The sequence below is a fragment of the Luteimonas viscosa genome (assembly GCF_008244685.1).
GTDB classification, from domain to species: domain Bacteria; phylum Pseudomonadota; class Gammaproteobacteria; order Xanthomonadales; family Xanthomonadaceae; genus Luteimonas; species Luteimonas viscosa.
This window is the reverse complement of record NZ_VTFT01000001.1, coordinates 171,169-196,827: the sequence shown is the minus strand read 5'-3', so window position 1 is coordinate 196,827 and position 25,659 is coordinate 171,169. Positions and strand designations below refer to the sequence as shown.

Genomic DNA, 25,659 nt, shown 5'->3' with positions numbered 1-25,659 from the left:
AAGGGAGAAGGGGATGAAGGCTGACGGAAAACGCGCGACTAAGACCGCAAGACGCAAGGTCGTTGGTGCTGCGAAGACTACTGAGATCAAGCCATTGGATTGGTCCAAGCTTCTTTCGACAGCGCGGGTTCCCGGCCCCGACCGTAAGAAAATGATCTACGGGACCATTAATGATCATCGGACAGATCATGAGCGCGACTTTGATCGAGTCGTGTTCTGCACTCCAGTTCGGCGTCTGAAGGATAAAACTCAGGTTTTTCCATTAGATATGCACGACGGGGTTCGGACGCGCCTTACTCATTCTATGGAGGTTTCGAATCTAGCGAGATCAATGGGCACCGCTGTCGCTGCCCGAATTGCTGGTCTGGCAGAGTTCGAGAACGCGCATCGGAACGTACCAGCCCTGTTGGCGGCAGTAGCGCTGACACATGATCTAGGAAATCCGCCTTTTGGGCATCAGGGCGAAGTGGCCATCCGCGCTTGGGTTGAAGAGAACGACTCGAAAATTAAGAGCGAAGCCAAGAAAGCCTTCGATCGTGACCTCTTAAAGGACTTCTTGCTGTTTGAAGGAAATGCTCAAGGATTTCGGATCTTGACGCGCCTTCAACATCAAGATCATCAGAGTGGGTTACGTCTGACCGCGTCAACATTGCGCGCGTTCATGAAGTATCCATGGATGGCAGACGCCATCAAGGGAGATGATGGTCCTAAGAAGTTTGGTGTCTTTCGTTCGGAGCAAGCAGTTTTTGAATGGGCTAGCCGTGAAACAGGACTGGACATAGGTGTACGTCATCCTCTCAGCTATCTGATGGAGGTTTGCGATGATATCGCATACTCCGTATTAGATATTGAGGATGCTGTAAAGAAAGAGTTGATTAGTGCGGCTGAGCTCGCGTCATATATTAGTACCGATCCTCGCTACAAAGATGATGTTCGTATAGTCCAGCTGATGAATCAATATGACGACGATCGGGAATGGCTTAGTACGCTTCGAATGAAGCGGGATGACGGGAAGGAAGTCCCTCTGAGCAGCAAAGAAGTTCGTGACTCTCAGGTTGATATTCTTCGAAGCTACGCAATAGGTCTGATGGTGTCGGACGCAATTGAGAAATTCGTAGAATTGGAATCCACTAATACATTCTCTGGTCTAAAGAAGGGTATTGCTGAAGACTTCGGCGCTAAGAATCTCGTTGAAGCATTCAAGGCTTTTGCGCTCCTTAGAGTCTACAAGCATCCCTCTGTCATTAGGGCCGAGCTTCAAGGCCACAGTGTTCTTCCGGAACTAATGGGAGTTTTCTGGAAAGCTGTAGTAACGCACGCGCATGGAACCCAGACAAAAATAGACGAGTATGTGATGTCTTTAATGTCGCCAAATTATATTCGCGCATACAGACAATCGGCAGATTTAGGCTTGCCGCTCTGGTATAGGCAGGTGCAGCTTGTCTGCGACCAGGTTTGCGGTATGACGGATTCTTACGCGGTCCGAGTGCATGCCGATCTGAAACAGCTTGGGGTTATATGAACTCTTTGTCTAGCCAAGTTGTTGACAAGCTTCGACGCTACACACGAAAGCTAAAGAAGACTGATCCACTCGGTTCGGTGATTAGGCAATGGAATAGCCACGGCGAGGCGTACCTCTTTGGCGGGGCTCCGAGGGATATCGCGTTCGGTGCGAGCAAGCTCGTCAATGATCTTGATGTATTCGTGTCCGGCCCGTTGGCGACTGATGAGATCGGCGCGCAAGCATCACTGCTTAAGAGGACAAATTTTGGTGGTTACAGGTTCCTAGTTGGAGGCTATGAAGTTGATGCTTGGGAACTGAGCAAGAGCTACGCATTTCGCTTTGATGCATCCTCATTTGTAAGCGTAAGGAACCTTTTGGGGACTGTTTGTTTTTCAACAGATGGAATCGCCGTGTCTCTGAAGACGGGAAGGGTGCTTGCGAGTAGTGCGTTCATTACAAGCTTGGCCGACCGCAGGTTGGATTTTGTTGTGCCCCCACAGAAGCTGGAGCCGATCTTCGGCGCGAGGATCGCTCGCCTTGCATTCAAGCTGGATTTGGAGCTAACTCCGGCGGTAGCAAGTTACTTTGTGAAATGCGTTGAAGAGTTTGGGATATCAAAGATAATTGATGCAGAGTCTCGCTGGGGTGAGCGTCGAATCTTGAATGAGATCGCGATGGAACAGGTTCGACTTGATATTCGAGAGGCTGTTAGGCGCGCATATGAACAGTTGAATGATTCTGCGGGCTCTCAGTCCTGTGTAAGAAAATGCGTAGGGCCAGGCACAACGTCGCTCATTCCCTTGGAGGGGCGAAGAACAGCATAGAAGCAGGGTCTGAGTAGGGCTCACCCTACTCCAAGGGCGTGGACGATGAGCATGCTGGGTTCTGCTGATTCTCCCGCGAGCCAATCGCTTGCGGTTGAGATAGGCGCCGTAGTCCTAGGTGAGCTGGCATTCTTCGTTCCGCCGGCAAGCCGGAGTACTCGCTTGTCTCGTTGATCGCGGCGGCATACGATCACAAGGACAAGGAGGCGCCTATGGACAACTATCAGAATCCCAAACCGGGAAAGACCTACATCAGTCCCTCGCTTCCATCCTTTGGCGATAAGTCACGGCTTGTCCGTATCGCTTCAAAGGTCCTGCCGTCTACAGATGGTTATGAGTACGCGCGCGAACGCGACGACGTTGTGCTTCGACACAAGCCTGATGCTGCGACCTACATATCCGCAAAGTTCCTTGAAGATCCACGCAAGATCTTCGTCTTGACCGTACAGAAGTTCAGTTCCGAAAGCGGCCAGCCGTATGGAACAGGCTTTTCGTTTGTCGGCGACGAAATTGGCAGATTCTGTGAGTTCCTCGCCAACATCCAAGCAGTTTCGTTTGAGAATGGGCGCCAGATCAACATCTCAGATTCGGAGCTAAGGCGAATCGCCTTGACTTCCCACCAGGTAAAGCAGCTCGTTTCAGAAAACGAGGACATGATTGCCGAGGCGGTGAGGAACTCGCTCACCAAGCAGGACGTGGTCGCGATTGCATACCGAAAAAAGCAGCTTGAGGTATTCAGATGCCTGCTCGAGGATGAGGGCTTCTTCCAGAACTTGCTTGAAAGGAAGAACTGTACGCCAGAAGCGTTGTGGCAGAAGTTCTTTGAGAAGAACCCCTGGATCTTCGGCTATGGTCTCAGCTACATATTCGCATCCAGTCTCGATGGGAAGAAGCTGGAACAAGCAGTCAGAGGAAGCGACGTGGCGCAGCCCGGAAAGCGAGTTGACGCCCTTCTGAGAACCAAGGCGCGGGCGTCGAGCTTGTGTTTTGTCGAAATAAAGACCCACAGGACGAAGTTGCTGAAATCGAAAAGCTATCGTGAAGGGTGTTGGGCACCTTCCGATGATCTTGCTGGAGCGGTTGCGCAAGTACAAGGAACTGTGGCGTTCGCAGCAGAAGCGCTGATGGGGTCATTCCGACTAACAGACGATAGCGGATTTCCAACCGCCGAGGAGGTCTTCAACTTCTCCTCTCGGGCGTTTGTTGTCGCCGGCTCACTAGAGCAGTTTGTTGGTGAGCACGGCGTTAGTCGAGAACAGCTCAGAAGCTTTGAGTTGTTTCGTCGCAACACGATCCAACCAGAGATCGTTACATACGATGAGCTATATGAGAGAGCAAGGCATATCATCGCCGCGAACGAATCCTAGCCTGCCAAAACGGGGGTCAGAGTCGACTTTCTCCAGTTCGCGGCCAACGATCGTGCACAGCAAACGGACAACGCAGTAACCTTCACCCCAGGATTTGTCAGTACTACTGGCACGACCAGCGGGCAGGTCGCCGAGTGCATCCGAGCCTAGACACCATTGCATACCAGCACTCCGCCAGAAATTTCGGATTACGTCATGCGACTGGTAGACATGGTCGCACCTGGTCAGACGCCAGGCTACCTCCAAGTCCAGCCGACTCCGACTGCGCGAGTCAACGAATGCTTCCTAAATGTCCAAGAGCAGGTCGAAGCTGAGGGCGGTCAGATGCTTTGCGGCTGGCAAATATGGGAATGGCCGAATGTGCTGGTCGAGGCAGAGTTCCATGCGGTATGGTTTTCGCTGGATGGCCGGCTTGTGGACGTTACTCCGAAACAGGAGGGCGAGGGTCGAATCCTGTTTGTCGGCGATCCGTCCTTGGCATACGCCGGTCTCGCCAAGGACAATGTGCGACTCGCCATTCGGGATGACCTTCTGATACGCCATTTCATACGCGTGTCGGAGGAGATCGTGAAAGTAATGAACCGCGGCGAGCGCGCCGGAACGTATGGCTATGTCAGCATCCCGGCTCACGAGATCGAGCCGCTCATGGATGCAAGATCGCTCCTTGGGCGGTCAATCGCGGAGGGCCGGCGTGAAAAGAGTCCTTGCCTTTGCGGTAGCGGAGGCAGGTACAAATACTGCCACGGCCGCGACTTCCCGTGGTAGGCCGCCTGCCCGTCGGTGCGCGCACACACAACAAGCGCGGGCGACCGCGGGGAGGCCAATTGTCGTTTGCGCCCTACACCAGTGAGCAGGACAAACTGGATCGCTCGCTGAACTCATTTGCCACCCAGTCATTCCGCGACCAAGCAGATCGCGACTACATCGCGGCCAGGCTTGCGTGCAGATACGAGTTGTTTCCGCAGTTCCTGTGGGCGGCGCATCAGGCGATCGAGAAGTATCTCAAAGCGATCCTTCTCTATAACCGCATCAAAGCCACCGATGTTCGGCACGACCTTGGCAAGGCCATGTCGCTCGTTGGAGGGCTTTCGTTTGTGATCAATCTTTCGTCGCGGAGCCGTGAGTTTCTGGACCATCTGAAGCATTACGGCGAGTATCGTTACATCGACATTCCGTTCCATGTTCGCGGACATGTCCTGGTAGATCTCGACCTGACAGTTTGGGAAATTCGTCGCTATTGCCAAGTGCTGGATGTGTTCGGTAAGGAACTGCCACTTGGAGAGCGGAAGCTGCTGGAGGAGGCCTGGTCAAACCTCGCGCGCAGCGACAAAGTGCCTCGATACAAGTTTCGCCTGCATGGAGGATTGCTCGAGAGAATCCTGGCCGATCGATCACATTGCAGTCGTCCCGCCCTGCTTTGGCAGAATGCGTGCTTCGGCTCGAGAATGCGCCGGACGATCATGGCAAAAGAACACTTCAACGCCCAGAATCCGCATCTGTATCTTTACCCGGAAATGCTGGACGAACTCTTGAAGTTCGTCTTCATCCCGCCGAAGCTGGCCAGTGCGTATCGCGGACATCTGGCCGAAATTCAGGCCGGCAAGAAGAGCAGGCCTTGAGATGGCCGGTGATGTTTCCGTTCTGAAGACGCTATGGAGCAGGGGGCGGGACGGTCGTTGGGAAGTAGCAGGGTTGAAGGGCCTTGCGCTGAAATCGAAGCCCGGGAGCGAAGACGACTACTTTGCGATAGATCCCAGGTTCGAGCTGATGACGTCGAGGCCAAGAGGCGGAAGCTTTCTAGGCCTGCTCCAAAGCTTCGGTCATACGGATCTGCTGCTGCAGCAAAGCATCCTGCCCGTTGTCGCCTTCATGGAGGGTGGCAATACGGCGAGGTGCATCGGAACCGCATTTGTCGTCAGTTGCAGCGGATACGTAATTACCGCCAGTCACGTCCTGATGGATCCCCACGATAGCGGTTATGCGAGGTTGACTCAGCTGCCGCAGGGTAGGGCGTTCGAGGCCAATCTCAATATAGGCGTCATTGTTCCGGTCAACCCCGCGTCGGGTCGAGAGGAGGCAAAGTTCCTGCCATTCGAACGTGCGCGCTATTGGGGAGAGTGGAAGCAAAGTCCGCTTCTGCACGAGCGGGACCGGTTCGAGATGTTCACCGACATCGCGGTGTGCAAGGTGGCGGAACTCCCCGACGGCATGGTCCACCAGCCTCTGAACCTTTCTCTGCGCACGTTCGCAGATGGGGAAATCACGTACACGATCGGATACGCAGAGATGGAGGATTTCCCGATCGACATCGCTGCCGATGGGAGATTGAGCACACCATCCCTTAAGCGGGAGCTGTTTGTATCGGTCGGAGAGACCGTGCAGTCCTATCCTCAAAACCATCTTCTCAAGGATGTGCCTACGCCTGGCCCCTGTTTCAACTACAGGGCAAAGGTGCCGGGAAAGATGAGTGGGGCGCCCATCTTCGGTGGTGACGGTGCCGTGGTGCGTGGAGTGGTCAGCCGGAGCTTTTCCGGGGAACGCGATGCCTATGGAGCAATGTTGACGTCGGTAATGGGTCTTCCGGTGACGGAAGGGCGAAGCCTCTTTGATTTCATGAACGATTCGCAGGAAGGGATGCCGCGTGTGGACATCTGATCGGGATTTAGGGGACGGGGCAATTAACTTGTGGTCCCGTCACCGCGGGTTCGCGTCGAAATAGAGGGGAGGTGAGCTGTGCGCTGGCCGAACCGGGGAGCACATGGCCGCGAGACTCGCCTGACGCAGCTTTCAGGTTTTCCCTACGAGCGCTCGCGCCGTTTCCCGACACCCATCCCCACCGCCCCTTGGCACTGTGCACGGGCCCGGCGCACGCCGGGCACCCACTCACATGGAATGCAAAGGAGCCTGCCGTGACCCAGAACCTGCTGTCGCTCACCCTGTCCGACGAGGACGTGGCCGCCGTCAACGCGGCGCTGTCCGACCTGGAATCCCGCCTGTCCGGCCTGCTGGCGCTGGACAACGCTACCCGCCGCCAGATCACCAAGATGGGCGACAAGTCCGAGGCCTTCGTGCGCCAGACGCTGACGGTGCTGGAGCAGAACCCCGACATCGTGCCGCCGGCGCTGGGCCTGCCCGAGGCCCAGGCCGACCTGGTGGCGATGGACCGTCTGCGCCCGGTGCTCAGCCGCCTGAACCGCCTGACCGAGCGCGTGGCCGACTCGGAAATGGCGCTGGGCAGCGACCTGATGAACACCGCGCTCGAAGGCTACGGCCTGCTCAAGGTCTCCGGCCGCAACCGCGGCCTGGAAGGCGCCGCCGAAGCCTTGGGCGCGCGCTTTAGCCGCCGCAGTTCCCGTCTGAGTGCGGCGCCGGCGGAGTGACGCCCCGGCAAAGAAAGCGGGCATGGCTCGTTCCCGGTATCGCAGCGCCCCAAAGCTCCTTTCGCGGGGCTTTTTTTGTTGGCTGGCCGACTGATTCGGCCCGTCGCCGGACTTTGGGAGCCGGCTAGCCGGCTTGTTCGGGCAGGGGTCGGGCCAATTTTGCCGGCGGCTGGACAAAATTTATCCGGTGGCGAGATCGTGGTCCCTAGGGCAAGCGGACTCTGGCGGGCATTGATTCCGGTCTCGCGCATTTCCGACGAACGGTCGATTCAGGCTGCCCGATCTGGGAAGCCGCGTGCGTTGTGACTAATGGAGATTGGCGAATGGGGCAGTCGAAGGGGGCTCGACTGACTCCCTCTGCCCTAGGGCGGGGACCCACTGGAGAGGATCCGGTCATGCAGGACGCAGTAGCCGTGGTATCCGATCGTCGCGCTGAACCCGCTCCGCGGGCCGCAACTTCAAGCTTCTCGGGTGGCCGCGCGGGGCCCGAGAGATTCGCCATTGCCAGCATTCCGTCTTGCCGCCCGGATCGCTGATCCAGCAGAAGTGGTGATGCCCCATGTCCGTTCCGCCCAGTTCAGGTGTGCGAGTTCCATCGACTGCCGCGAAGTTCAGGCGAAGGAGAGAGCTGGTCGACACGGCGCTCGGCGCGCTCGAGCGCCTGATGGCCATGTTCAAGATCGAACGATACGTCTACCTGCTGTTGACGATGTTCGCCTTTCTTCTTCTCTTGTATGCAGCGTACATGCTGGTCACCAGGCAACCGGGAAACACGGAGGTCCTTGTAGCGCTGTTCGGAAGTTCTGGGATGATTGCCATGTCATCCGCGCGGATCATCTATTTCTTCAATCGCTCGTTCAAGCTGATTGAGCAGTTGATCGAGGATGGAAGCGATGGATGACAAGCGTATCGAGCATGCGTTGTCGAAGCTCAGACGCTCATCGGCAATGTCGATGTTGATGATCGCTGCGGGCGCTGTTTTTCTCGTGGGCGCGCTGTACTACAGCGCCACCAGACTCACACCCCTCGAACAGAAGATTCAGGCTCTCCAGACATCCGAAGCCGAGATGTCGCGCAAGATCACCGTACTCAACGGGGAGCTTGAGGAGAAGCGGAAAGAGCTGGTGGAGGTGGAGACCCGACTCCGGAAGTTGGATGAAGCGCTGCCTCTCCTGCAAGCAGGGACCCGGCACCTGATGAGCCGCGAGTATCCCGAGGCAATCAAGAGTTACCAGGACTTTCTGGCGGTGTCTCCGGACAGTTCGGAAGCCCACAATTTCCTGGGTTACGCGGAGTTCCGGTATGCGAAGTCCCTGGAGGATCCGTCTGCTGCAAAAGAACACTACGACCGTGCCAGAGCGAGCCTGGAGAAGGCCGTCGCCCTCCAGGAGGGCACGGCCGGACGGTACCGCTGGGCGCAATACAACCTTGCCTTGTTGCATTTCCAGCTCGGCGACAAGGAGGCTGCCCTTGAAGCGGTAGCCGGCACGCTAGCCGGATCGCCGGCCATGGTGGAGATGCTTTGCAAGGACGGACAGTTTCGCCCGATGCGGCTGGACGATGAGATTGGTGCGCGCTTCGTCGAGATCGTCGACGGCGTTGCGAATGCCAGAGGCCTGAACACGTGCTGGGTGACAACAGCCAGACGTTAGGGTTTTTGAGTTGAAGGGCAGGGACGCTTGTTGCAGACCGTGATAGGGGATACCTGATGGAGGATTTTCCATGAGACCGGGACAATCACGCCGCGCCGGCCTGCCATGCGACACCGGTGAAGGTTGCGCGAGCCAACGTTCCCGACCGCTCCTCCGACAGCCAGCGCCGACCTATCCGAGGCGGCGCGTCGGCTGCGTAGGCTCAGGCTCGTCGCAACGCTAACCAATTCCCTGTGGCCACGGCACGTACGCCCCGCTCTGTATCTGTGTCCCCTGCGTCAGCAAAGGAGGCTGCATGTATCTGGTACGCGCATCTGAGTTGAACCTGCGGTCCTCGCCACGGGTGGTGACCACCAACCGGATCGGCCTGTTGCCGCGCGGGCATGCGGTCGAACTGGTCGAGAAGGCGCGGGCACCGTGGTGGAAGGTCCGCACCGAGTTGGGCGGAACAAAGGTAGAAGGTTATGTGTCTTCCGACTGGCTGACGTCGGCCGGAGAGTTGCCGCGGCAGACGCCAGCCAACCGGCTGGTCGAGGTGCACCTGCAGTCAAAGAACCCGGTCAAGCGTTCGCAGGACGGCGGGCGGGCGTCCCCGCTGAATGAGCCCGACGCTCCGCGCCGCAAAGCTGGTTCGGCGGCGGAGCACGCGAGGCAACTGCTCGCCATTGTGGGCTGGCTTCGCGTGGACAGGAGCGTGCGCTACCTGCCCACGGCCGGCAGCACCTACTGCAACATCTACAGTTACGACTACTGTTGCCTCGGCAGCACCTACCTGCCGCGGGTGTGGTGGACCGCAACCGCGCTCCGAGATCTCGACCATGGCGTGCCGGTGGAGCCGGTGTACGCCGCTACGGTGCGCGAGCTCAATGCCAACAGCCTGCACCATTGGCTTCCGGAGTTCGGGGCGCGCTTCGGCTGGCGCCGCGAGTTCGATCTGAGCGCGCTGCAGCAGGCGGCCAACGAGGGTGCGGTTTGCATCATCTCGGCGCAGCACGTGGATGCGAACCGGTCTGGCCACATCTGCCCGGTGGTGCCGGAGTCGGGGTCCCACCGTGCCGATCGCCGCGACGGACGGGTGCGTGCGCCGCTGCAGAGCAATGCCGGGCGTGTCAACTTCCAGTTCGGCGCGCCGCTGTGGTGGACGTCGTCGAAGCTCAAGAGCAGTTCATTCTGGATCCATGACTGAAATCGCGTGACACGCACGGCCCTTTGAAGGAATGTGCCATGGAGCAAACGCAGCAGCCTTCCCCGGCGGACCTGGCGACGGAACAACTGGATACCCGATCACCCGCATCCGGCCCTGCTGGACAGGGAAGCGCTAGTGGCAGAAGAAGACTGCCTGGTCGCGGCACGCCGCGCCGTCGCCGGGATCCCGCCCGACGCGGCCGCTGTCGCTGGTCGCTTGCCAACGGAAGACGCCAGCCGATTGCGTCGAGTCGCTGGTTGCAGGTCCCGACTCGTTGAAGGAAGGCAGCGGCTGTGCCGACTTGACCGCACTAGCGTGGTCGACGCTGTAAGCCGCCAGCGATGGATACCGGCGGTTCGGGAGAAAGTGGGTCTTGCACAGGCTCCGACGATGGTGGCCTTCACCCGCTTCAGTTGACGTTAGCGACGATGTAGAGCATGGCACGGGCGTCATACAACGTGACCGAGCTGCAGATCCCACACTGGTAGGTTTCGGAGGGGCATATGTCAGATGTGGCAAATCCCAGAGGAGAGCTGGCCTTCTTCATCGATCAACTCCACGTGGACTACGAAGCGTGGTATGCAAAGGCTACGAGGTCAACGTATCGCTGGTACCTTGCAATGCAGGTCATCGCGATTCTCGCGAGCTTCTCGGCAGCAGCGATCGCCGCTATGACAGAAATTGGAGAGTTCACTCGATGGGTAAAGGCCGCAGTTGTCGTCCTTCCGCTAATCAGTGGCCTGGCGGCATCGGCGATCGTGCAGTTCAAACTCTACGACATGTGGCGTTTGCGCGAGGACGGGCGGATACAGTTCCAAGGATTGGTCACGGAAGGGCGACAGCGCCTCGCAGCGGCGGCAACTGACGCCGATGTGTCGGAGATTCACAAGGACTTGCAGCAAAGAGCCCAGACAATTGAGATGCAGCAAGGAGCAAATTTCTTCGGCCTGTTCTCCGCCAGCTACGTCATCCAGTATGTGAAGCCAAATCCGTAGTGGGCCATGAAGCAAGGGGATGCCAACGGTACATATGATCCCGACGTGGCCCGTTGGGTCATCGACCATGAGGCTCTAAGGCCTGGCGACATTATCGCTACGCGAACCCCGGGATCGTTTGTAAGCGGCGCGATAAAGACCGCAACGCGCGGTGAATTCTCGCATGTGATCATTTGTACTCGGCCGCCGATCTGCGTCGAATCGGCCGAATTCGGTGTCGTCAAGATCTCATTGCGGCGTTTTCTGATAAATGACATCGCCAATGTCCGAGTCTTGCGGCATTGCGACGCAGATAATCTTCGAGACGATCTTGAGAGTGCTGCCAGCTATGCTGAGTCCAAAGTGGAGCGCGAGTACGCTGACATCGATGTGCTTACGGCGGTCCTGTCCATGGTCCCCTCGGTAGAGCATGGCAAGTTCTTCTGTTCACAGCTGGTAGCCGCGGCATATGCATCGGCCGGGTTGCCGATTATCCAAGGTAGGCCTCCCGAGAAAACTACGCCAGCGGACATAGCGATGTCTAGCCAGTTCGTAGACGTGTCCGCTGATTGCGTTCGTTTGGCAGATGAATCGGAGCGCCACATCCGGATATCGTTTGAAAGTTTTCTAGATGCGAAGTCGGCGCAAAGTGCCCACGAAGAAGAGATTGAGATCAAACGGAGCGTCGTGGCCGAGATCGCTCCATTGTTACTTGAACATGGGGTTGAAGTGTCGACATATGGCGAAATGCTATATGCGATGGTTGCGGCGGCTCAGCATGGGGTGGATTGGTACCGAGATATCGATACTCCGATGGCGCAGTCCATAAAGGACAGTGGGCTTCATGATCTGATTGGGAAGCATGTGCCGCCGGATTGGCACGGGTATTTTCTCGATATCGCGGCTTTGCGCGGAGGAGCGTACCTATCTCGGGACAAGATGATGCTGATGCTGAAGAACGCGGAAAGATCGCTGCGTGACTTGAACGTGGTTGTCTCGAATGTTTACCTTGAAGTGGAGCTCAAGAGAGCCATGTGGTTGAAGAGTGACTCCGAAGCCATTCGGATGGATTTGGCGGCTACGTATCAGATCTTCTACCATCACATTAGGACGAAAGGCGTCATGACGGCGCAAGTGCAGGCATTGGAATGGTTGCTATCCCTCGACTATTCGCCACAGCAATCTAATTTCTGAATCGACGAACAGTAAGGCCGATCCGTTTTGCAGTGCAGGGTGAACTGCAGCGACTATGTCGTCATGACGGTTAGATGAGTCTAGACGAGAAGTTCTAACACAGTTTAATGACGTTATCGGTTTTCTTCACTGCCTTCGGGGTGGCATGGGTGGCATGGATGGTCTTATCCAGAGCGTTCCTGGTCTTGACGGCTGCCTTCTTTGATTCGTCGAGGGATGGGGTGGCGGCTTGGTAGCTTTCTGTTCTGTTGTCAAGCTGGTCGAAGATCATCTGCTGCCAGAGCTGTAATGACACAGCGGTTCCTGCGCAGGTTAGGCCGGTAAGACATATGCCTCTGCGGGTGTCTTCATGCCCAACGCTTGGTGCGGGCGCCCGTGGTTGTAGAGCTGGATCTTGTCATCGACCTCTCGGGTTGACGGACTTTACACGTTCACGTGGTACGGTTCAGTGGCGGCAGGTCACCCCCAGCTCTCGATCTCCGAGGGCGTGAGGTCGAACTGGCGGCTGGCTTCGGCCAACGTCGTCTTGCCCTGGATGATCTCCAGCACCAGCGCCAACTTCCGCCGGGCCGTCCAACGCTTGATCTCTTCGTCCATCATTTGGCTCATCGTGCTCTCCTTCAAAGGGTAGCCCCTGAGCAGGAAATCACTGGGTCATTACATCTACCTACCGCTGCTCGAAATGCCTTCTGCTCTTCTTCCGGTGTCAGGTTGAGCAACTTACCTACATCCGCGCTCAATAACCAAGTGGTCTCGCCCTCTCCTCGACCTAGGTCACGGCGGGCAACCCCAAGCGAAATCCTGTCCGTGAAATGCATCATCGCACCCCAGCCAAAGCGCTTTCCGCCGCTCTCAGGTGAGACAGTGGTTATGATCGAGCCACCAAATGAGCGCCCAGAACTGCCGTCGGCCGCATACGAGAGACGGTTGTAGCCGATCACTTCAACCAGCGCTATGGCATTGAGTTCGGAACCCATGCCGCTATGCGACTTCGCGTACTCCATTGCAGCATCCAAATGCAGCAGGATGATCTGGCTTGTAGGCGGACCGACGAACTGATTCGGATCTGGATGATCGCGAAGGAAGCGCCGCTGATTCACCCACAATTCCCATGGGTACTGCGATCTACCTCGCTCCCAGTAGTAGCTCCACTGATCGTCTAATACTTTCAAATCTTCATATTTAGGTACCAAGCGCACGAGTTGTACTAACCGTCCCAGAACTGCATTTGCCAATGTAGCGTGTCTTAGGATGTCCGCAGCCGAGCGTTGCGCCTGTTGACAAGCAGAGGTGTAGCCTTTGGCGCAATCCTGCATCAACGGCTCCACCACTGAGTAGGAGCCGTCAAAGATGGTTAAGTCATCCACCTTCCAGTCGCCGGCCCGGATGTCGCGCTCGGCTACGACCGTCTCGGCTGCCGCCTGTTCTAGTCGCTGTCGGACGTAAGTCAAGCGCTGCCGCCAGTCGTCGTTGGCCACATCTTGCTGTTCCAGCAGCGAGCTCGACAGATCCGTCAACGCCCGTGCCGCCTGCAGGCGCAACGCTAGAGAGTCATCGGCAGTGATAACCGCCCCTTTCATGCTTGCTATGGCCTCATCCATGCGGCGCTTAACATCGCTGCTATCAGCGCTTTCGCCGAAGCAATGTTGTTGCTGATACTGCGCGAACAACACCTCATATGACGCAGCTTGTTTGGGTAGGCTGCAGTCCTGAGACCATGCAAGCAGGGGTGCCACCAACAACGTTAGTAAGAACAACACGCGTGTCATGTGCATCTTCTTATGCTCGCAAGCGCTGAATCAAGGTGAGTAGGGTCCGCCAGTTTCCAGATTCTGCAGGCAGAAGAGACGCGAGCTTCGAACGAGTGGCCTCAATGTTGTCCGATACTATGCTGGAGTCGAAGCTGGACTTAGCTTCCAAGAATTCGCTTTCCGGGATCAATGCGCTGCCGAACAATGCGCGGAACAGAGGGACGTGCACGCGCGGATTTCTAGCATAGTGATCAAGATCATGCACTTTGAACAACTTATCCGTATCAAAGTGCAGGTGCGCCGGCTGTAGATGCTGATATGCGCTGTGAGCGAATGTTCCAGGCGTTGGCCACAAGTCCGGCGCAAAAGGCTGCGGATAGGCGAAGGGATCCCATCGATGGCGGACGTTAAGGTATGTGCTGCAGAGCGCGCCTGTGGACGCTCGACCTGGCCTGACGTTGCTCTCGAAGACCTTGGCTCCGGGACGCTGGAGTACACGCGAGACGTTGGCCACCATCATCACTACCTGCGGTCGCGTCTCTACGGCCTTCAGCGGTTGTTGGGTTGCCGTGCCACTGGTGTAAAGCATGTGCAGCACATTGTGGACGACCGAAGTCCCAAGCGAATGGGCGACAATAGACCATTTGTTTCCGCCATCTTTTGCCAGTGTAGCGAGAATCTGAGTGGCCACGGCTGTATCGATCGTCGAACGTAACGTCGACATCCAGCGATAAATAAGCACGTCCGCCACATGCGTCCAAGCGAAGCCAGGATCATCGCCGGCGCCGATCCATGACTCAAGATTATCCAGGTTCTTTTTGAACGAGTCAGCCTTGGCTTCGGTGGGATCCACTTCCGCCAGGAATGCGGTGCGGAAGGCAGAGAAGTCCTGAGACATTCGCTGTCGCCAAGTTTCGATGCGGTCGTCGTAGACTACTGGCACCACCTCGATCGTATCGAGCAAAGAACGATTACTGAAAGCATCGTACTCGCTGTATGCGCTCCTGAGTATGTTTAGTCCTGATTCGTACCAATCCTTGTCATGCCTGCCCATTCCATGCACGAAGAAAATGATGTGCTTGTCCATGCCGCCTCCATTATTGTTGTCTGTGCAATCAATATGACATGCTAAGAAGCTCCATAACGAGCGTCTGGACAGTGGGGGAGATGTGACTCGTTGTCTTGCTGTCAATCTGATGTTGATGCATTACCGCTCCGGCATGCGCGATGCCGCGCGCAGCAGCGTATGCGGCGAGTGCATCGGAGCTCGGTTCGGCACAGTAGCCTTCCGCCGTGAAAGAGATAAGGCGTTGTTGGGCATCTAAATGACTAGTGCGCCCATCACGCTCGGCGAGAGGTAGACGACTTTGACGACTCAGCGTCTGCAAGTTGGTGCAGCCGGTCAAGAGTAGGGCAGCAGCAACTTGGCGCTCTGACGCAGGTAGAGGGTTGCCACGATCATCCTCTTTTTTTCAGTTGAGAGCTGTCACGCAAGGACTTCATGAAACTGTAGGTCGGCAATAGCTGTCGGTGTCCGCTGGTGTGGTCTGCGTTGCCTTGCGGTCACGCATCCATCGAGGCCAACTGCCAGGATCTTCCTGCTAGCCCCCGCGCATTCCCCAACCGCCAACCTTGCGAAGTAGGCGCACTCGGGCGAGAGGCAATGTATCTGGAGTCCCCTGAAGGCAGCAGCGCCCGCAATCACATGCATGGGCTTGTTGTCGGTGGGCCGGGATGCTCGGCGTCGGGCTTGAGGAAGTGGAGCGCATGCGCCGGCTCTCCACCTTGCCGCCCAAAGACGGAGAAGTACGCGTCATGGATCGCCAGATGGACGATCGCCAGCGCTCGGGCGCTGAGCGGTGGGCCGCCCTGCGGTGCGCCCACCGAATGGGTGAGTCGATTCATATCCAGGGCGACCAGATTCCAGTACATCAGCGGGTCATCCATCTCCAGGTCTTCCGCGTGCGGAACAAGGACGGGCATGGGGTGCTCTCCTGGAATCGGTGGGGGCTTCGGGATATGGGCCAGGCAGAAGGTCTCTGGAACCGCCCCTTGCCCCTCGAACCAGGGCAACGGTCGAATTCTTCTGAAACCATCGGGGCGGCAGCCCGGTAGTCGCGAACTATTTGGTGACGCCCGGCACTCCCCGTGCCGCGTGACACTGATCACACAACGGAGCGGAAGGAGCAATAGTCGAAGCCGCCAACGCGTCGTCAGATCCACTTGCCGTGGGCCAGAAAATCGAAGTTTCCATGGCCTGACAAGGGCCCGGGCAGCGTTCCTGTACAGAATCGCAGCAGATTCGCTTACCAGGCCAGTACCGCTGTCCACCATCCAGGGGAAGGATTGGAGGGTTCGCCATGAGTCATATGCATGTCCGCATCCGGCAATGCAGGCGACTGGGGGGATTTTCCCAGTCAGGACTGGCGATGGCCACGGGTGTGCGGCGTAGTGCCGTCGCCCAGTGGGAGAAGCCGTCTCAAGGGACGTCGCCGAGCATTGGGCACCTGGTCGATATCGCTCTGGCCGCTGGTGTGTCCTTCGAGTGGCTGGCCACCGGTCGTGGACCGATGCGGTTGGACGGGTTGGACCTGACCCCGACCGCGCTCACGCAGGATTTTGCGATGGATGAGCTGGAGAGCCGTGTTCTCAGTTCGATTCGCCGGCTGACGCGGCGCAACCGTGAGATCGCCTGTCGAATCCTGGAGATCATGGCAACTTGACCTCCGGGTGGAACTTAAGGGGACGGAAGGAACTAGTCGTTCGCTCGGGCCACCCCGGAATCAGGTCGCTGCCTCCCCTCGGCCGCAACCATGCAGGCTGCCGCGCGTCTCCGAAAACCCACCGAGCGCAGGTACTGGTTGTTGATCACGTACTCGATGCCGCCGCGGATCGTGGCGAAGAAAGCTCTTGCCACCCCGATGGGCTCCGACTAGAGTGTTGATCGAGTCAACATAGAGGGGCGGGGCGATGGATGTGGTCCAGGAAGTCCGGGAGTTCAACCGCTTCTACACCCGCCTTGTCGGCCTGCTGGACGAGCATCTGCCCGACAGCGGCCTGTCGCTGCCGGAAGGCCGAGTGCTGTACGAGCTGGCCACCGCGGGCGGGCAGGCGGCGGCCGATCTCACGCGCACGCTCGGGATGGACAAGGCCCAGCTCAGCCGGGTGGTGCGCACGCTCACCGGCCGTGGCCTGCTGGCCAGCGAGGTCGACCCTGCGCACGGCAAGCGGCGGCTGCTCTCGCTGACGCCGTCCGGGCGCGACGCCTTCGCGGCACTCGACGCAGGCACCCGTCGACGCATGGCCACGGTGCTGCAACCCCTGGCCGGCGATCGCCAGCAGGCGCTGGTGCACTCGATGCACGCCATCCAGGGCGCGTTCGATGCGCAGCAGGCATTGCCGGTGGAGGTCACGCTGCGGGCACCGGTGCCTGGCGACCTGGGCTGGGTGATCCATCGGCAAGCGGTGCTCTATGCACGGGAGTACGGCTGGGACTGGACCTACGAAGCGCTCATCGCGCGGATCCTGGGCGACTACGCCACCGGCTTCGATGCGGCCCGCGAGGACGGCTGGATCGCCGAGCGCGGCGGCGAGGTGGTGGGTTCGATCTTCCTGATGAAGGGCGACACGCCCGACATCGCGCGCCTGCGCCTGCTCTACGTCGAACCGCATGCCCGCGGCCTGGGCGTGGGCCGGCGCCTGGTCGACACCTGCATCGCCCGGGCCCGGCAACTCAGATACCGACAACTCACGCTGTGGACCAACGACGTGCTGGTCTCGGCCCGCCGCATCTACGAGGCCGCGGGCTTCAGCCTGACCGCGCAGGCGCCGCATCGTGCGTTCGGGCGGGATCTGGTGGAGCAGACGTGGGAGCTGGAGTTGTAGGGGTGTTGAGACCCGACCGGATGGGGCCTGTGCCTCCAGTATTGGGGACGGAGGGGATTAATCCGGCTTGTCGCGCCTTGGAACGGCGAACAGATTGCAGGCCGTCATCCCCAGGACGTGCTCCGACAAATCCTCGCAGTCGGAGCGGAAACTTACGGCGTGCTCGCGCCTGCGCCGTTACTCCGCCAACAGGTTCAGCAGGCTGCGGCGCCGGGCGGGTGATGATGCACGGAAACGGGTGAGGAGGGCGACTTCCTGCTGGTTCTGCGCCGTCCTTGCGGGCTCGCTCGCCCCTTCGCTGACATACAGGCGCGCTTCGCCCTGGTGCGTCTGTGCGGCGAACGTATCGTCGACCAGGTAGTCGAGGGTCAGCCCATCGGAGGCGTAGAGCCGGCGGATCTTCGCGAGGTGCGCCAGGCTCGGCTGGGCGCGGCCGGTCTCCCATTTTGAGACGGTGGCCTTGCTTACTTCGAGCTCGAACCCCACGCGCTCCTGCGACCAGCCCCGCGCGTCGCGGAACTGTTTCAGCCGTGTACCGAAAGTGCTGCTCATGGCGGGTATTTTCGAAGGCAGGGAAACATCTGTCGTTTCTGCATGGTTGACACCCGAAGTATCGTTGATGGATACTTTCGGGGTCGCGAGAATGGAAACCAGTGGTCTGAGCAGCTGGAGATTCCGCGTCGTGGCGCGTGCGCCGGTGAAGGGCGGGGACGAGACCCGCTCCAGGATCGGTGCGGCATGCGACGACCCTCCGGGATCTTCCTGCGGCTCCGTGCGGTTTCGAATCTCGCGAAGTCTCACCCGCTGCGTGGCGGCGGGTGGTCCTTTCATGGAACGAGGAGGCGACGATGTCGAAGTACGAACTGGACGAGATGGACACCACCGGCTATTTCCTGCCCGAGGACACCCACTTCCGGCTGAAGAAGCTGCAGGGCCACATGGAGTTCCTGTCGCAGCTGGCGCAGCCACGCAGGCACGACGAGGAAGAGACGAACCGGGGCCCGGTGATCAGCGGCATGGACCTGGCCGTCTGCATGGAGTTGCTGGCCGAGCAGGCCGAACAGGTGCTGGACGAGGTGACGTGGCCGGCAGAGCGGGAGGTCAAGCCGGAACGACCCCAGGCACGCGATGAGGACGATCTGGAGGACGCGGACGAGGAGGAGGCCGATGAAGCCTTGACCGCTCGGGCGCAGGACGACGACGAGGCTGGGGACGCGCCGCCGGCGAGTGCCGGGGATGAGATGGCTCACGCGGCGGGCGACGCGAGCGTCGCCGCAGATGCCGACGCGGGAACCACCGACCCCCTTGTCATCGGCATGACAATGGACCAGCTGGACGCCCTCAACCGCCTGCACGACCGGCTGCACGCCTATGGCGACATGGTTCTGGGCCTCGAACGGATGAATCTGGCCGACGGCACGCCCACCGTCCTCGGCGAGGTGATCTTCGAAGACGCCGAGGCCGCCAGCAAGCTCATGGACCAGGTGGCCGAACAGCAGCTTCCCGACGAGCTGCGTGGGAAGCGCCGCGTCCGCGAAGCGCATGCCGCCTACGGCGCGCCCACCGGGGCAAGCCTCGCGTTCGACGCGTCCATGTCGATGGCGCCACCGCGCGGGCCCACGGGTTGGCGCACGTCGGCAGCCACCTTGCACTGAGCGGGCAGGGCGCGGTGCCGGGCCCGGTGATGATGCCGGGCACCGCGTTCCTGCGATCTCCATACGTTGGCATGGGCGCGACGTCCCCCAGGATCGAGCTGGTGGCGGGGATTCAACCGCGCCCGTCTTGCTGACCTATAACGGGTTGCGTTATATGACGGATAACGTTATGGTGCAGTCGTGATCCGGAGCTTCATCGACAGGGAAGCCGAGAAGATCTGGGAAGGGACCCCTTCCCGGAAGCTGCCGTCCACCATTCAGCAGACCGCCCGGCGCAAGCTGCGCATGCTCAATGCCGCTGCCGTCCTCGACGACCTGCGGATCCCGCCGGCCAATCGGCTGGAAGCGCTCAAGGGTGCTCGCAGGGGGCAGTACAGCATTCGGATCAACGATCAATGGCGCGTCTGCTTCCGATGGCGGGATGGCGACGCCCACGACGTGGAACTCGTCGATTACCACTGAACTGTCAGGAGTCGACCAATGGTGACCCTCTCCAATGTCCATCCCGGCGAGGTACTCCAGGCCGAATTCATCGAGCCGCTGGGGATCAGCCAGAACGCGCTGGCGCGCGCCATGGGCGTGCCCCCTCGCCGGATCAACGAGATCGTGCTGGGCAAGCGCGGGGTAAGCGCGGATACTGCCGTGCGCCTGGCCGCGGCGCTCGGTACCAGCGAGCGGTTCTGGCTGGGCCTGCAGGCGGACTACGACCTGGAAGAGGCGCATCGCGTGCTGGGCAAGGCCATCAATCGAATCGAGCGGATCGCGGCCTAGTGCGGCCGAGCCGTCCGCCGGCCCCCGTTTGCGGCCATCCGCGGCCAAGGCGCAGACAACGTCAACCGGAAGTCCCACGTTGCTTCGATCGAATCCGTAGGCAAGGACCGGCGGAGGTGCTCGCATGCCGGGGGTGACGGCGTTATCAAGAGCTTCCGTAGCCCGGATAAGCGAAGCGCATCCGGGAGTCGCGTCGGTTCCGGGCGCGAGAGAGACCCGGATGCGCTTCGCTTATCCGGGCTACTTGCTGCAGCAGATGTGGACGCCACCGACCGATCCAGACGGACCGCGACCGAAGGCGGAAACGTCGAGTCGGCAGCCTTCCTGCAACCCGTCGCGCCTGGAGCGTATCCGGGGTGGTACGGGGCACCCTGTCGTGCCGCCTGGCCGGAGTCCTCACGATGAAGCACGCGATTGTGCTGCTGCTCGCCCTGCTGTGGCCCGCGGCGGCTTGGGCCGACCCGGTCGACGACGTGGATGCGCTGCTCCGGTCGCATGATTTCAGCGGTGTGGTGAGAGTGTGGAGGGGTGGCGACGTGCTCTTCCATCGCGCGTATGGCAAGGCGAACATCGAGGCCGACGTCGGCATGCGTCTGGATACGCGTTTCCGGATCGCCTCGATCAGCAAGCTGTTCACGTCGGTCGCCGTCGCGCGGCTGGCCGAGCAGGGACGCATCGATTACGACGCGGTGATCCACGACTATCTGCCCGGCTACACGGGCGAGGGTGGGCCGGTGGTCACGGTGAGGCAACTGCTCACCCACACCTCGGGGATCGCCAACAGCGATTCAGTGGGAAGTTTCGAGCAGGCCGTGGCCGACGGCATGCCGCTGTACCAGCAGCCGGCCACGCCGGAGCAGATCGTGCAGCGGTACGCCAGCGGCAGGCTGGTACATCCGCCGGGCACGCACTTCGATTACAACAACGCGGACTATTTCATCCTCGGGCGCATCATCGAACAGGTGACCGGAGAGGCGTTCCCGGTGGCGCTGAAGCGGCTGGTGCTGGATCCGGCCGGGATCGCGGATACCGGGATGATGGACTGGCGCGCGCTCTCGCCCGTGGTGGCGAGCGGCTACCTGTGTTTCGGGCGCGACGTGCCCTGCATCCACGAGTTGCCGGTGTACCACGAGAACTGGGGCGCGGCCGGTGGCCTGTTTTCCACGTCCGACGACCTTGCGCGATTCTCCGATCTGCTGTTCGACGGCCGGCTGGTCGGCCACGATGCATTGGCGCGCCTGCTCACGGTGGACAAGGACGAATATGCCCATGGGCTGTGGGTCGCCCCGGCGACCGTACGCGGCAGGGCGGATCGGGTGGCGCATCGGCCGGGGCAGGTGATGGGCGCCAACACCACCCTGCTGCGGTACGTGGGCGACGGCCTGAGCATCCTCCTGTTGTCGAATACCACCCGCGCGCCAATGGACGAGACGGCGTTCGCCATCGCGCGGGCGTTCCTGGACGAGGGCGAGTAAACGGGGTCACTCCACTCCATCTGGTCGACTACGCCACCGTCAAGTGGTTACAGAAAGCCCGCAGGCATCCTCTGCCCGGTGCTTCCGGGACAGGCGGCAACCGAGGGCGAAAACCACTTGACCGGCTCTGCCAAATATAGGCAACTAAACGGGACGGAGGGAATTAAGGGTGACAAATTCCCTCCGTCCCGTTTTCGATTGACTGCCTGCGCCCGGTGCTCAGCCGTCTGCCCCTGCAACCTGCTGGGCGACGATTTGACTGGCAAAGTATTCGCGCTGGGCTGGGTAATAGTTGGCGAAATCCGGTAGCGGCTGCCCGCCGTGCGCGGCTATCAGCATGTCGAGGTAATACTCCCAGCCCGGGCCGGTGTCGCCCACCAGTCCGGGATCGGTCAGGTGCTGCACGAAACGAAGCTGGGTCGTGTCGCCACGCTGCTCCAACGTCAGCTCCAGGCGCCAGTCGCCGTGATCGTCTTTCATGCACACCGCCAGGTGCGTCGGTGGTCGGCAGCTCTCGATCAACACCCGACAGGGCGACGCGTCTTTCTCGAAACCCAGCTGGAGCATCACGTACTTGCCCGGCCCCGCTTCGCCACTCCAGCGCCCGAACCAGCGCGCCAGGCGGTCGGGCTCGCTGACGCTGGCCCACACGTCCTCGATCGGCGCCTGAAAGCTGCGCTCGATCACCAGGTCTGCGCCGGTTGCCGTGGGAAAAACTCGACCTGTGGGGCGAACGCTCATGCTGGTTCCCAGTTCCCTGGATGATTCATCGGCCGGGCTGGTTCGTGCCATTTCTTGCCGAAGAGCCGGGCGATCTTTGCAGATGCCGTATGCGATTGACAACTAAACGGGACGGAGCAACTAAACGGGACGGAGGGAATTAAGGGTGACTAATTCCCTCCGTCCCGTTTTCGTCGTTTCCGTCGTTTTCGTTGCCTTCATGTCGGTCTCCGCGCGCACTGGAAACGCAGAATAGCGGGAGCGCCCGAGCGCTGGATCCGGCGTTGGGCCGATTCCCTGCTCTGCCCCCTTGGTGCGACACCCTTTCCCCTGACATCCTCGTGCCGCTCGCATGGCGTGATCTGCCGGATCGACGGCGCCTCCGACCAGGCGCGCGAGCGTATTCTTCCCCGCATGCGTGATCGACCTCCTTCCGCGGGCGAGCTGTCCGTCGGCATGATTCTGTTCGACGGAGTGATGTTGCTGGATGTTGCGGGTCCGGCCGAGGTATTCGCAGCTGCCGACCGCAATGCGCGTGAGGCCGGCGTGTCGCGACGCTACCGGGTGCGCACCTACGGCGTCGGCGGGGGGCAGGTGCGGTCGGAGGCGGGTGTGGTGCTCATGCCGGATACGCCGCTCCCAGCGCGGCTCGCGGTCGACACCCTGCTGGTGCCCGGCGGATCGGGGCTGCGCAGGCCGGCGGTGCTGGCGCAGGTCGCTTCGGCGCTCGCGCGATCGCGTCCTCGGTGCCGGCGCATCGTCTCGGTCTGCACGGGTGCCTATGCGCTGTGCGAGTCGGGGCTGGCGGCCGGCCGCAGGATCACCACCCACTGGCGTTTCGCCGGCGATCTGGCGCGCCGTTACCCCGACGTGGAGGTGGATGCGCGGGCACTGCACCTGGTTGCGGGCGATCTGGGCAGTTCAGCCGGCATCACCGCGGGTATCGACCTGTGCCTGGCACTGGTGGAAGAGGATTGCGGCCATTCGGTCGCGCTGGCGACGGCGCGCGAGCTGGTCGTGTACATGCGCCGTAGCGGCGGCCAGGACCAGTACTCGGAGCCGCTCAGGCTGGAGGCGGGCCGGGGCGACCGGGTGGGCGAACTGGTGGCCAGGCTGTTGGCGCAGCCGGGCGGCGACGCCCGCCTCGACGTGCTGGCCGCGCAGGCGCATCTGAGCCCGCGCCAGCTGCAGCGCAGGGTGCTGCAGCGCTACGGCTGCAGCGTGTCCGAGCTGGTCGCGCGCATCCGTCTGCACGAAGCCCAGCGCCTGCTCTGCGGTCGCCATGCCCTGGCCGAGATCGCCGGGGCCTGCGGCTATGTCGACACCGACGCGTTCTCGCGCGCCTTCCTCCGCCAGACCGGCCTGCGGCCCTCGGAGTGGCGGGCGCGCTTCGCAGAAGTTGACCGAAGGAATGCGTTTCACCACGAACCGGAGGTACTTGAATGATGCTGCGCCTGCTTGCCCTCGCGGGCTGCCTTTGGTCGATGCCGGTCGCGGCGGCCAACCTGGAGGAACCGCGCGCCGGCGTGGAGCACACCGCCGCACTGGCGCTGGAGGCGGGTTCCGGTTCCTTCGTCATGAGGACGGGGCCTGGGGGGTCGCGCACGGTGGAAGTGTTCTACCACCGGCCATCGCGGCTGCAGGAACATTCGCCCGTGCTGATCGTGCTGCCCGGCGCGGGCCGCAATGCCTGGACCTATCGCGACCACTGGATCGACGCGTCCGAGCGCCACGGCGTGCTGGTGCTTTCGCCGCACTACGCAGAGGAGGCCTATCCGCGATTCTGGAACTACAACCTGGCCGGGATGCTTGCCGATGTCGTCATCGACCGGGAGGCGCGTGCGATGACGGACTACAGGATCGTCGCCGATCGTGCTCGCTGGCTGTTCGGTGACATGGACCTGATCTTCACCGCGGCGGCGCGTGCCGCCGGACTGGAGACCGGGCGCTACGACCTGTTCGGGCATTCGGCCGGGGGACAGTTCCTGCACCGCTTCGCGTTGTTCGCGGAGGAGGACACCCGCGCGGACCGGATCCTGGCCTCCAATGCCGGCTGGTATACGGTGCCAGCACCGGACGCACGTTTTCCCTTCGGCCTCGAGGACGCGCCGATCGACGCGCGCGGCCTGGCGACGGCGTTCGCCCGGCGGCTGGTCGTGTTCTTGGGCGAGCTGGATGACGCCAGTGAGACGCGCGGAGATCTGGTTCGCAGCCCGGACACGGACCGGCAGGGACTGCACCGCCTTGCCCGCGGTCGGCATTTTCATGAACAGGCCCGCAGAACGGCTGAGGAGATGGGCCTGCACTTCGAATGGACGTTGGAGGTGGTTCCCGGCGTCGGTCACGATCCGAAGCGCATGGGAGAGGCCGCGGCCGAGTATCTGTATGGGGCGCCGGGAAGACGGGCTGGCGCCGGGGGCGTGGTGAAAGGGGCGAACGGCTCACGATCGCTGGATCGGCGGGCTGGCGAGTAGCGTCCCGTTACCTCGCATCGACCGCCCGTATGCGTGAATGCACGCAGGTTTGTGCGGGAGGCGGCGATGTTCTTCGACAGCTGGCACGGGGTGCTGCGGGTGCTCGTGGTGGGCACGCTCGCCTACCTGGCGCTGGTGGCCTGGTTGCGGGTGACCGGCAAGCGCACGGTCTCGAAGTGGAACGCGTTCGACCTGATCGTCACCATCGCGCTGGGTTCGACGCTCGCCACGGTGCTGCTGACCCAGGACGTGGCGCTGGTGGAGGGCGTGGTCGGCATGGGTCTGCTGATCATGCTGCAGTACGCGATCACGTGGACGTCGGTGCGCGTCGGCTGGGTACAGGAGGCGGTCAAGAACGCGCCGACGCTGCTGTTGCGCGATGGCAAGCCATGTGTGGACGCGATGCGCCGGCAGCGGGTGACCCATGGGGAACTGTGCGCCGCGGTGAGGGCGTCCGGGCAGGCATCGCTGGAAGGTGTCGATGCGGTCGTCCTGGAGACCGACGGCACCTTCAGCGTGATCACATCCGGCTGGAACGGTTCGCGCGATGCACTGTCGGACGTCGATGGCGTGGCGCGAACGAGGAAAGGGGACGGAGGGAATTAACCCGCCCGGTCCGCCAGACGGTCGCCTCTCGGCCTGGGTTTGGACGGGTTCCAGGCGTGGGTCACGCAGCGCACGGGCAGGCGGGTCTGCGGGCGAGGGGGCAGGCCAGCGGGCAGCGGCAATCGTCCCTTACGTCTTTTTCCCACGCCTTTTGCCTCTGGCGGGGGCTTGGGTGCCGGGCCGCCCCGGGTGCGCTTCGCTTACCCGGGCTACGGGGGTGGCGGGTCGATAGGGTGCGCCC

27 protein-coding genes and 2 pseudogenes are annotated in these 25,659 nt (G+C 60.9%); 21 read left to right on the top strand and 8 right to left on the bottom strand.

The window, feature by feature from the left end; translation table 11 throughout:
* Positions 1–13 precede the first annotated feature (13 nt).
* The 12 genes from dgt to FZO89_RS00925 all read left to right on the top strand — a co-directional run bounded on the left by dgt (position 14) and on the right by FZO89_RS00925 (position 12,081).
* Positions 14–1,522 carry a dGTP triphosphohydrolase gene (dgt, locus tag FZO89_RS00980; RefSeq protein WP_149101515.1) on the top strand — a complete coding sequence of 503 codons (1,509 nt, stop codon included), beginning with the start codon at positions 14–16 and terminating at the stop codon, positions 1,520–1,522.
* The gene (locus FZO89_RS00975; RefSeq protein WP_149101514.1) at positions 1,519–2,328 is read left to right on the top strand and encodes a hypothetical protein; all 810 of its coding nucleotides are present in this window, start codon (positions 1,519–1,521) and stop codon (positions 2,326–2,328) included. Before dgt ends, FZO89_RS00975 begins: the two co-directional genes overlap by 4 nt.
* 212 nt (positions 2,329–2,540) lie before the next feature.
* Positions 2,541–3,695, top strand: coding sequence for a Shedu immune nuclease family protein (locus FZO89_RS00970; protein WP_149101513.1), 1,155 nt, complete (start codon positions 2,541–2,543; stop codon positions 3,693–3,695).
* Between the two features lie 195 nt (positions 3,696–3,890).
* A complete protein-coding gene (locus tag FZO89_RS00965; RefSeq protein ID WP_222928066.1) occupies positions 3,891–4,460 on the top strand; it encodes an SEC-C domain-containing protein in 570 nt (189 codons plus the stop codon).
* Positions 4,454–5,314 (top strand): HEPN domain-containing protein, encoded by an 861-nt coding sequence (locus FZO89_RS00960; RefSeq protein WP_187470994.1) that lies wholly within the window; start codon positions 4,454–4,456, stop codon positions 5,312–5,314. Before FZO89_RS00965 ends, FZO89_RS00960 begins: the two co-directional genes overlap by 7 nt.
* Complete coding sequence (locus tag FZO89_RS00955; protein ID WP_222928065.1) at positions 5,259–6,350, top strand: serine protease; 1,092 nt, start codon at positions 5,259–5,261, stop codon at positions 6,348–6,350. Before FZO89_RS00960 ends, FZO89_RS00955 begins: the two co-directional genes overlap by 56 nt.
* Before the next feature lie 254 nt (positions 6,351–6,604).
* Entirely contained in the window at positions 6,605–7,075 is a 471-nt protein-coding gene (locus tag FZO89_RS00950; RefSeq protein ID WP_149101511.1) for a hypothetical protein, read from the top strand.
* Between the two features lie 559 nt (positions 7,076–7,634).
* A complete protein-coding gene (locus tag FZO89_RS00945; RefSeq protein ID WP_149101510.1) occupies positions 7,635–7,976 on the top strand; it encodes a hypothetical protein in 342 nt (113 codons plus the stop codon).
* Positions 7,969–8,727 (top strand): tetratricopeptide repeat protein, encoded by a 759-nt coding sequence (locus FZO89_RS00940; RefSeq protein ID WP_187470993.1) that lies wholly within the window; start codon positions 7,969–7,971, stop codon positions 8,725–8,727. Before FZO89_RS00945 ends, FZO89_RS00940 begins: the two co-directional genes overlap by 8 nt.
* A 295-nt stretch (positions 8,728–9,022) precedes the next feature.
* Entirely contained in the window at positions 9,023–9,913 is an 891-nt protein-coding gene (locus FZO89_RS00935) for an SH3 domain-containing protein (protein ID WP_149101508.1), read from the top strand.
* 503 nt (positions 9,914–10,416) lie between these two features.
* Complete coding sequence (locus tag FZO89_RS00930; RefSeq protein WP_149101507.1) at positions 10,417–10,908, top strand: hypothetical protein; 492 nt, start codon at positions 10,417–10,419, stop codon at positions 10,906–10,908.
* A 6-nt stretch (positions 10,909–10,914) separates the two neighbouring features.
* Positions 10,915–12,081 (top strand): YiiX/YebB-like N1pC/P60 family cysteine hydrolase, encoded by a 1,167-nt coding sequence (locus FZO89_RS00925; RefSeq protein WP_149101506.1) that lies wholly within the window; start codon positions 10,915–10,917, stop codon positions 12,079–12,081.
* Between the two features lie 94 nt (positions 12,082–12,175).
* On the opposite strand, the gene FZO89_RS00920 is transcribed toward FZO89_RS00925, so the two are convergent.
* The 6 genes and pseudogenes from FZO89_RS00920 to FZO89_RS00895 all read right to left on the bottom strand — a co-directional run bounded on the left by FZO89_RS00920 (position 12,176) and on the right by FZO89_RS00895 (position 15,815).
* The gene (locus FZO89_RS00920) at positions 12,176–12,376 is read right to left on the bottom strand and encodes a hypothetical protein (RefSeq protein WP_149101505.1); all 201 of its coding nucleotides are present in this window, start codon (positions 12,374–12,376) and stop codon (positions 12,176–12,178) included.
* 17 nt (positions 12,377–12,393) lie between these two features.
* Positions 12,394–12,480 (bottom strand): annotated as a pseudogene (locus FZO89_RS00915) (IS3 family transposase); the annotation flags it as partial.
* Positions 12,481–12,546: 66 nt separating this feature from the next.
* A pseudogene (locus FZO89_RS00910) lies at positions 12,547–12,690 on the bottom strand (DUF1153 domain-containing protein); the annotation flags it as partial.
* An 11-nt stretch (positions 12,691–12,701) separates the two neighbouring features.
* A complete protein-coding gene (locus FZO89_RS00905) occupies positions 12,702–13,850 on the bottom strand; it encodes a hypothetical protein (RefSeq protein ID WP_149101504.1) in 1,149 nt (382 codons plus the stop codon).
* A gap of 10 nt (positions 13,851–13,860) precedes the next feature.
* Positions 13,861–14,919: a hypothetical protein gene (locus tag FZO89_RS00900; protein WP_149101503.1), complete on the bottom strand. Its 1,059-nt coding sequence runs from the start codon at positions 14,917–14,919 to the stop codon at positions 13,861–13,863.
* A 614-nt stretch (positions 14,920–15,533) separates the two neighbouring features.
* Positions 15,534–15,815 (bottom strand): hypothetical protein, encoded by a 282-nt coding sequence (locus FZO89_RS00895; RefSeq protein ID WP_149101502.1) that lies wholly within the window; start codon positions 15,813–15,815, stop codon positions 15,534–15,536.
* A gap of 377 nt (positions 15,816–16,192) precedes the next feature.
* On the opposite strand from FZO89_RS00895, the gene FZO89_RS00890 reads away from it, so the two are divergent.
* Both FZO89_RS00890 and FZO89_RS00885 read left to right on the top strand, forming a co-directional pair.
* Entirely contained in the window at positions 16,193–16,555 is a 363-nt protein-coding gene (locus tag FZO89_RS00890; RefSeq protein WP_149101501.1) for a helix-turn-helix domain-containing protein, read from the top strand.
* Positions 16,556–16,802: 247 nt separating this feature from the next.
* Positions 16,803–17,717, top strand: coding sequence for a bifunctional helix-turn-helix transcriptional regulator/GNAT family N-acetyltransferase (locus FZO89_RS00885; RefSeq protein WP_149101500.1), 915 nt, complete (start codon positions 16,803–16,805; stop codon positions 17,715–17,717).
* Positions 17,718–17,894: 177 nt separating this feature from the next.
* On the opposite strand, the gene FZO89_RS18415 is transcribed toward FZO89_RS00885, so the two are convergent.
* Positions 17,895–18,269: a helix-turn-helix transcriptional regulator gene (locus FZO89_RS18415; RefSeq protein ID WP_187470992.1), complete on the bottom strand. Its 375-nt coding sequence runs from the start codon at positions 18,267–18,269 to the stop codon at positions 17,895–17,897.
* Between the two features lie 296 nt (positions 18,270–18,565).
* Here FZO89_RS18415 and FZO89_RS00875 point away from each other — a divergent pair, with 296 nt between their 5' ends.
* The 4 genes from FZO89_RS00875 to FZO89_RS00860 all read left to right on the top strand — a co-directional run bounded on the left by FZO89_RS00875 (position 18,566) and on the right by FZO89_RS00860 (position 21,618).
* Positions 18,566–19,372, top strand: coding sequence for an XAC0095 family protein (locus FZO89_RS00875; protein ID WP_149101498.1), 807 nt, complete (start codon positions 18,566–18,568; stop codon positions 19,370–19,372).
* Positions 19,373–19,552: 180 nt separating this feature from the next.
* A complete protein-coding gene (locus FZO89_RS00870; protein WP_149101497.1) occupies positions 19,553–19,834 on the top strand; it encodes a type II toxin-antitoxin system RelE/ParE family toxin in 282 nt (93 codons plus the stop codon).
* Between the two features lie 18 nt (positions 19,835–19,852).
* The gene (locus FZO89_RS00865; protein ID WP_149101496.1) at positions 19,853–20,143 is read left to right on the top strand and encodes a HigA family addiction module antitoxin; all 291 of its coding nucleotides are present in this window, start codon (positions 19,853–19,855) and stop codon (positions 20,141–20,143) included.
* A gap of 401 nt (positions 20,144–20,544) precedes the next feature.
* Entirely contained in the window at positions 20,545–21,618 is a 1,074-nt protein-coding gene (locus tag FZO89_RS00860) for a serine hydrolase domain-containing protein (RefSeq protein ID WP_149101495.1), read from the top strand.
* 219 nt (positions 21,619–21,837) lie between these two features.
* Here FZO89_RS00860 and FZO89_RS00855 read toward each other — a convergent pair whose 3' ends face one another.
* Positions 21,838–22,359, bottom strand: coding sequence for an SRPBCC family protein (locus FZO89_RS00855; protein ID WP_149101494.1), 522 nt, complete (start codon positions 22,357–22,359; stop codon positions 21,838–21,840).
* Between the two features lie 336 nt (positions 22,360–22,695).
* Here FZO89_RS00855 and FZO89_RS00850 point away from each other — a divergent pair, with 336 nt between their 5' ends.
* The 3 genes from FZO89_RS00850 (at position 22,696) to FZO89_RS00840 (ending at position 25,418) form a co-directional block, all read left to right on the top strand.
* Positions 22,696–23,784 carry a GlxA family transcriptional regulator gene (locus tag FZO89_RS00850; RefSeq protein WP_187470991.1) on the top strand — a complete coding sequence of 363 codons (1,089 nt, stop codon included), beginning with the start codon at positions 22,696–22,698 and terminating at the stop codon, positions 23,782–23,784.
* Positions 23,781–24,812, top strand: coding sequence for an alpha/beta hydrolase family protein (locus tag FZO89_RS00845; RefSeq protein WP_149101492.1), 1,032 nt, complete (start codon positions 23,781–23,783; stop codon positions 24,810–24,812). Before FZO89_RS00850 ends, FZO89_RS00845 begins: the two co-directional genes overlap by 4 nt.
* Before the next feature lie 66 nt (positions 24,813–24,878).
* Positions 24,879–25,418, top strand: coding sequence for a DUF421 domain-containing protein (locus tag FZO89_RS00840; protein WP_149101491.1), 540 nt, complete (start codon positions 24,879–24,881; stop codon positions 25,416–25,418).
* Positions 25,419–25,659 lie beyond the last annotated feature (241 nt).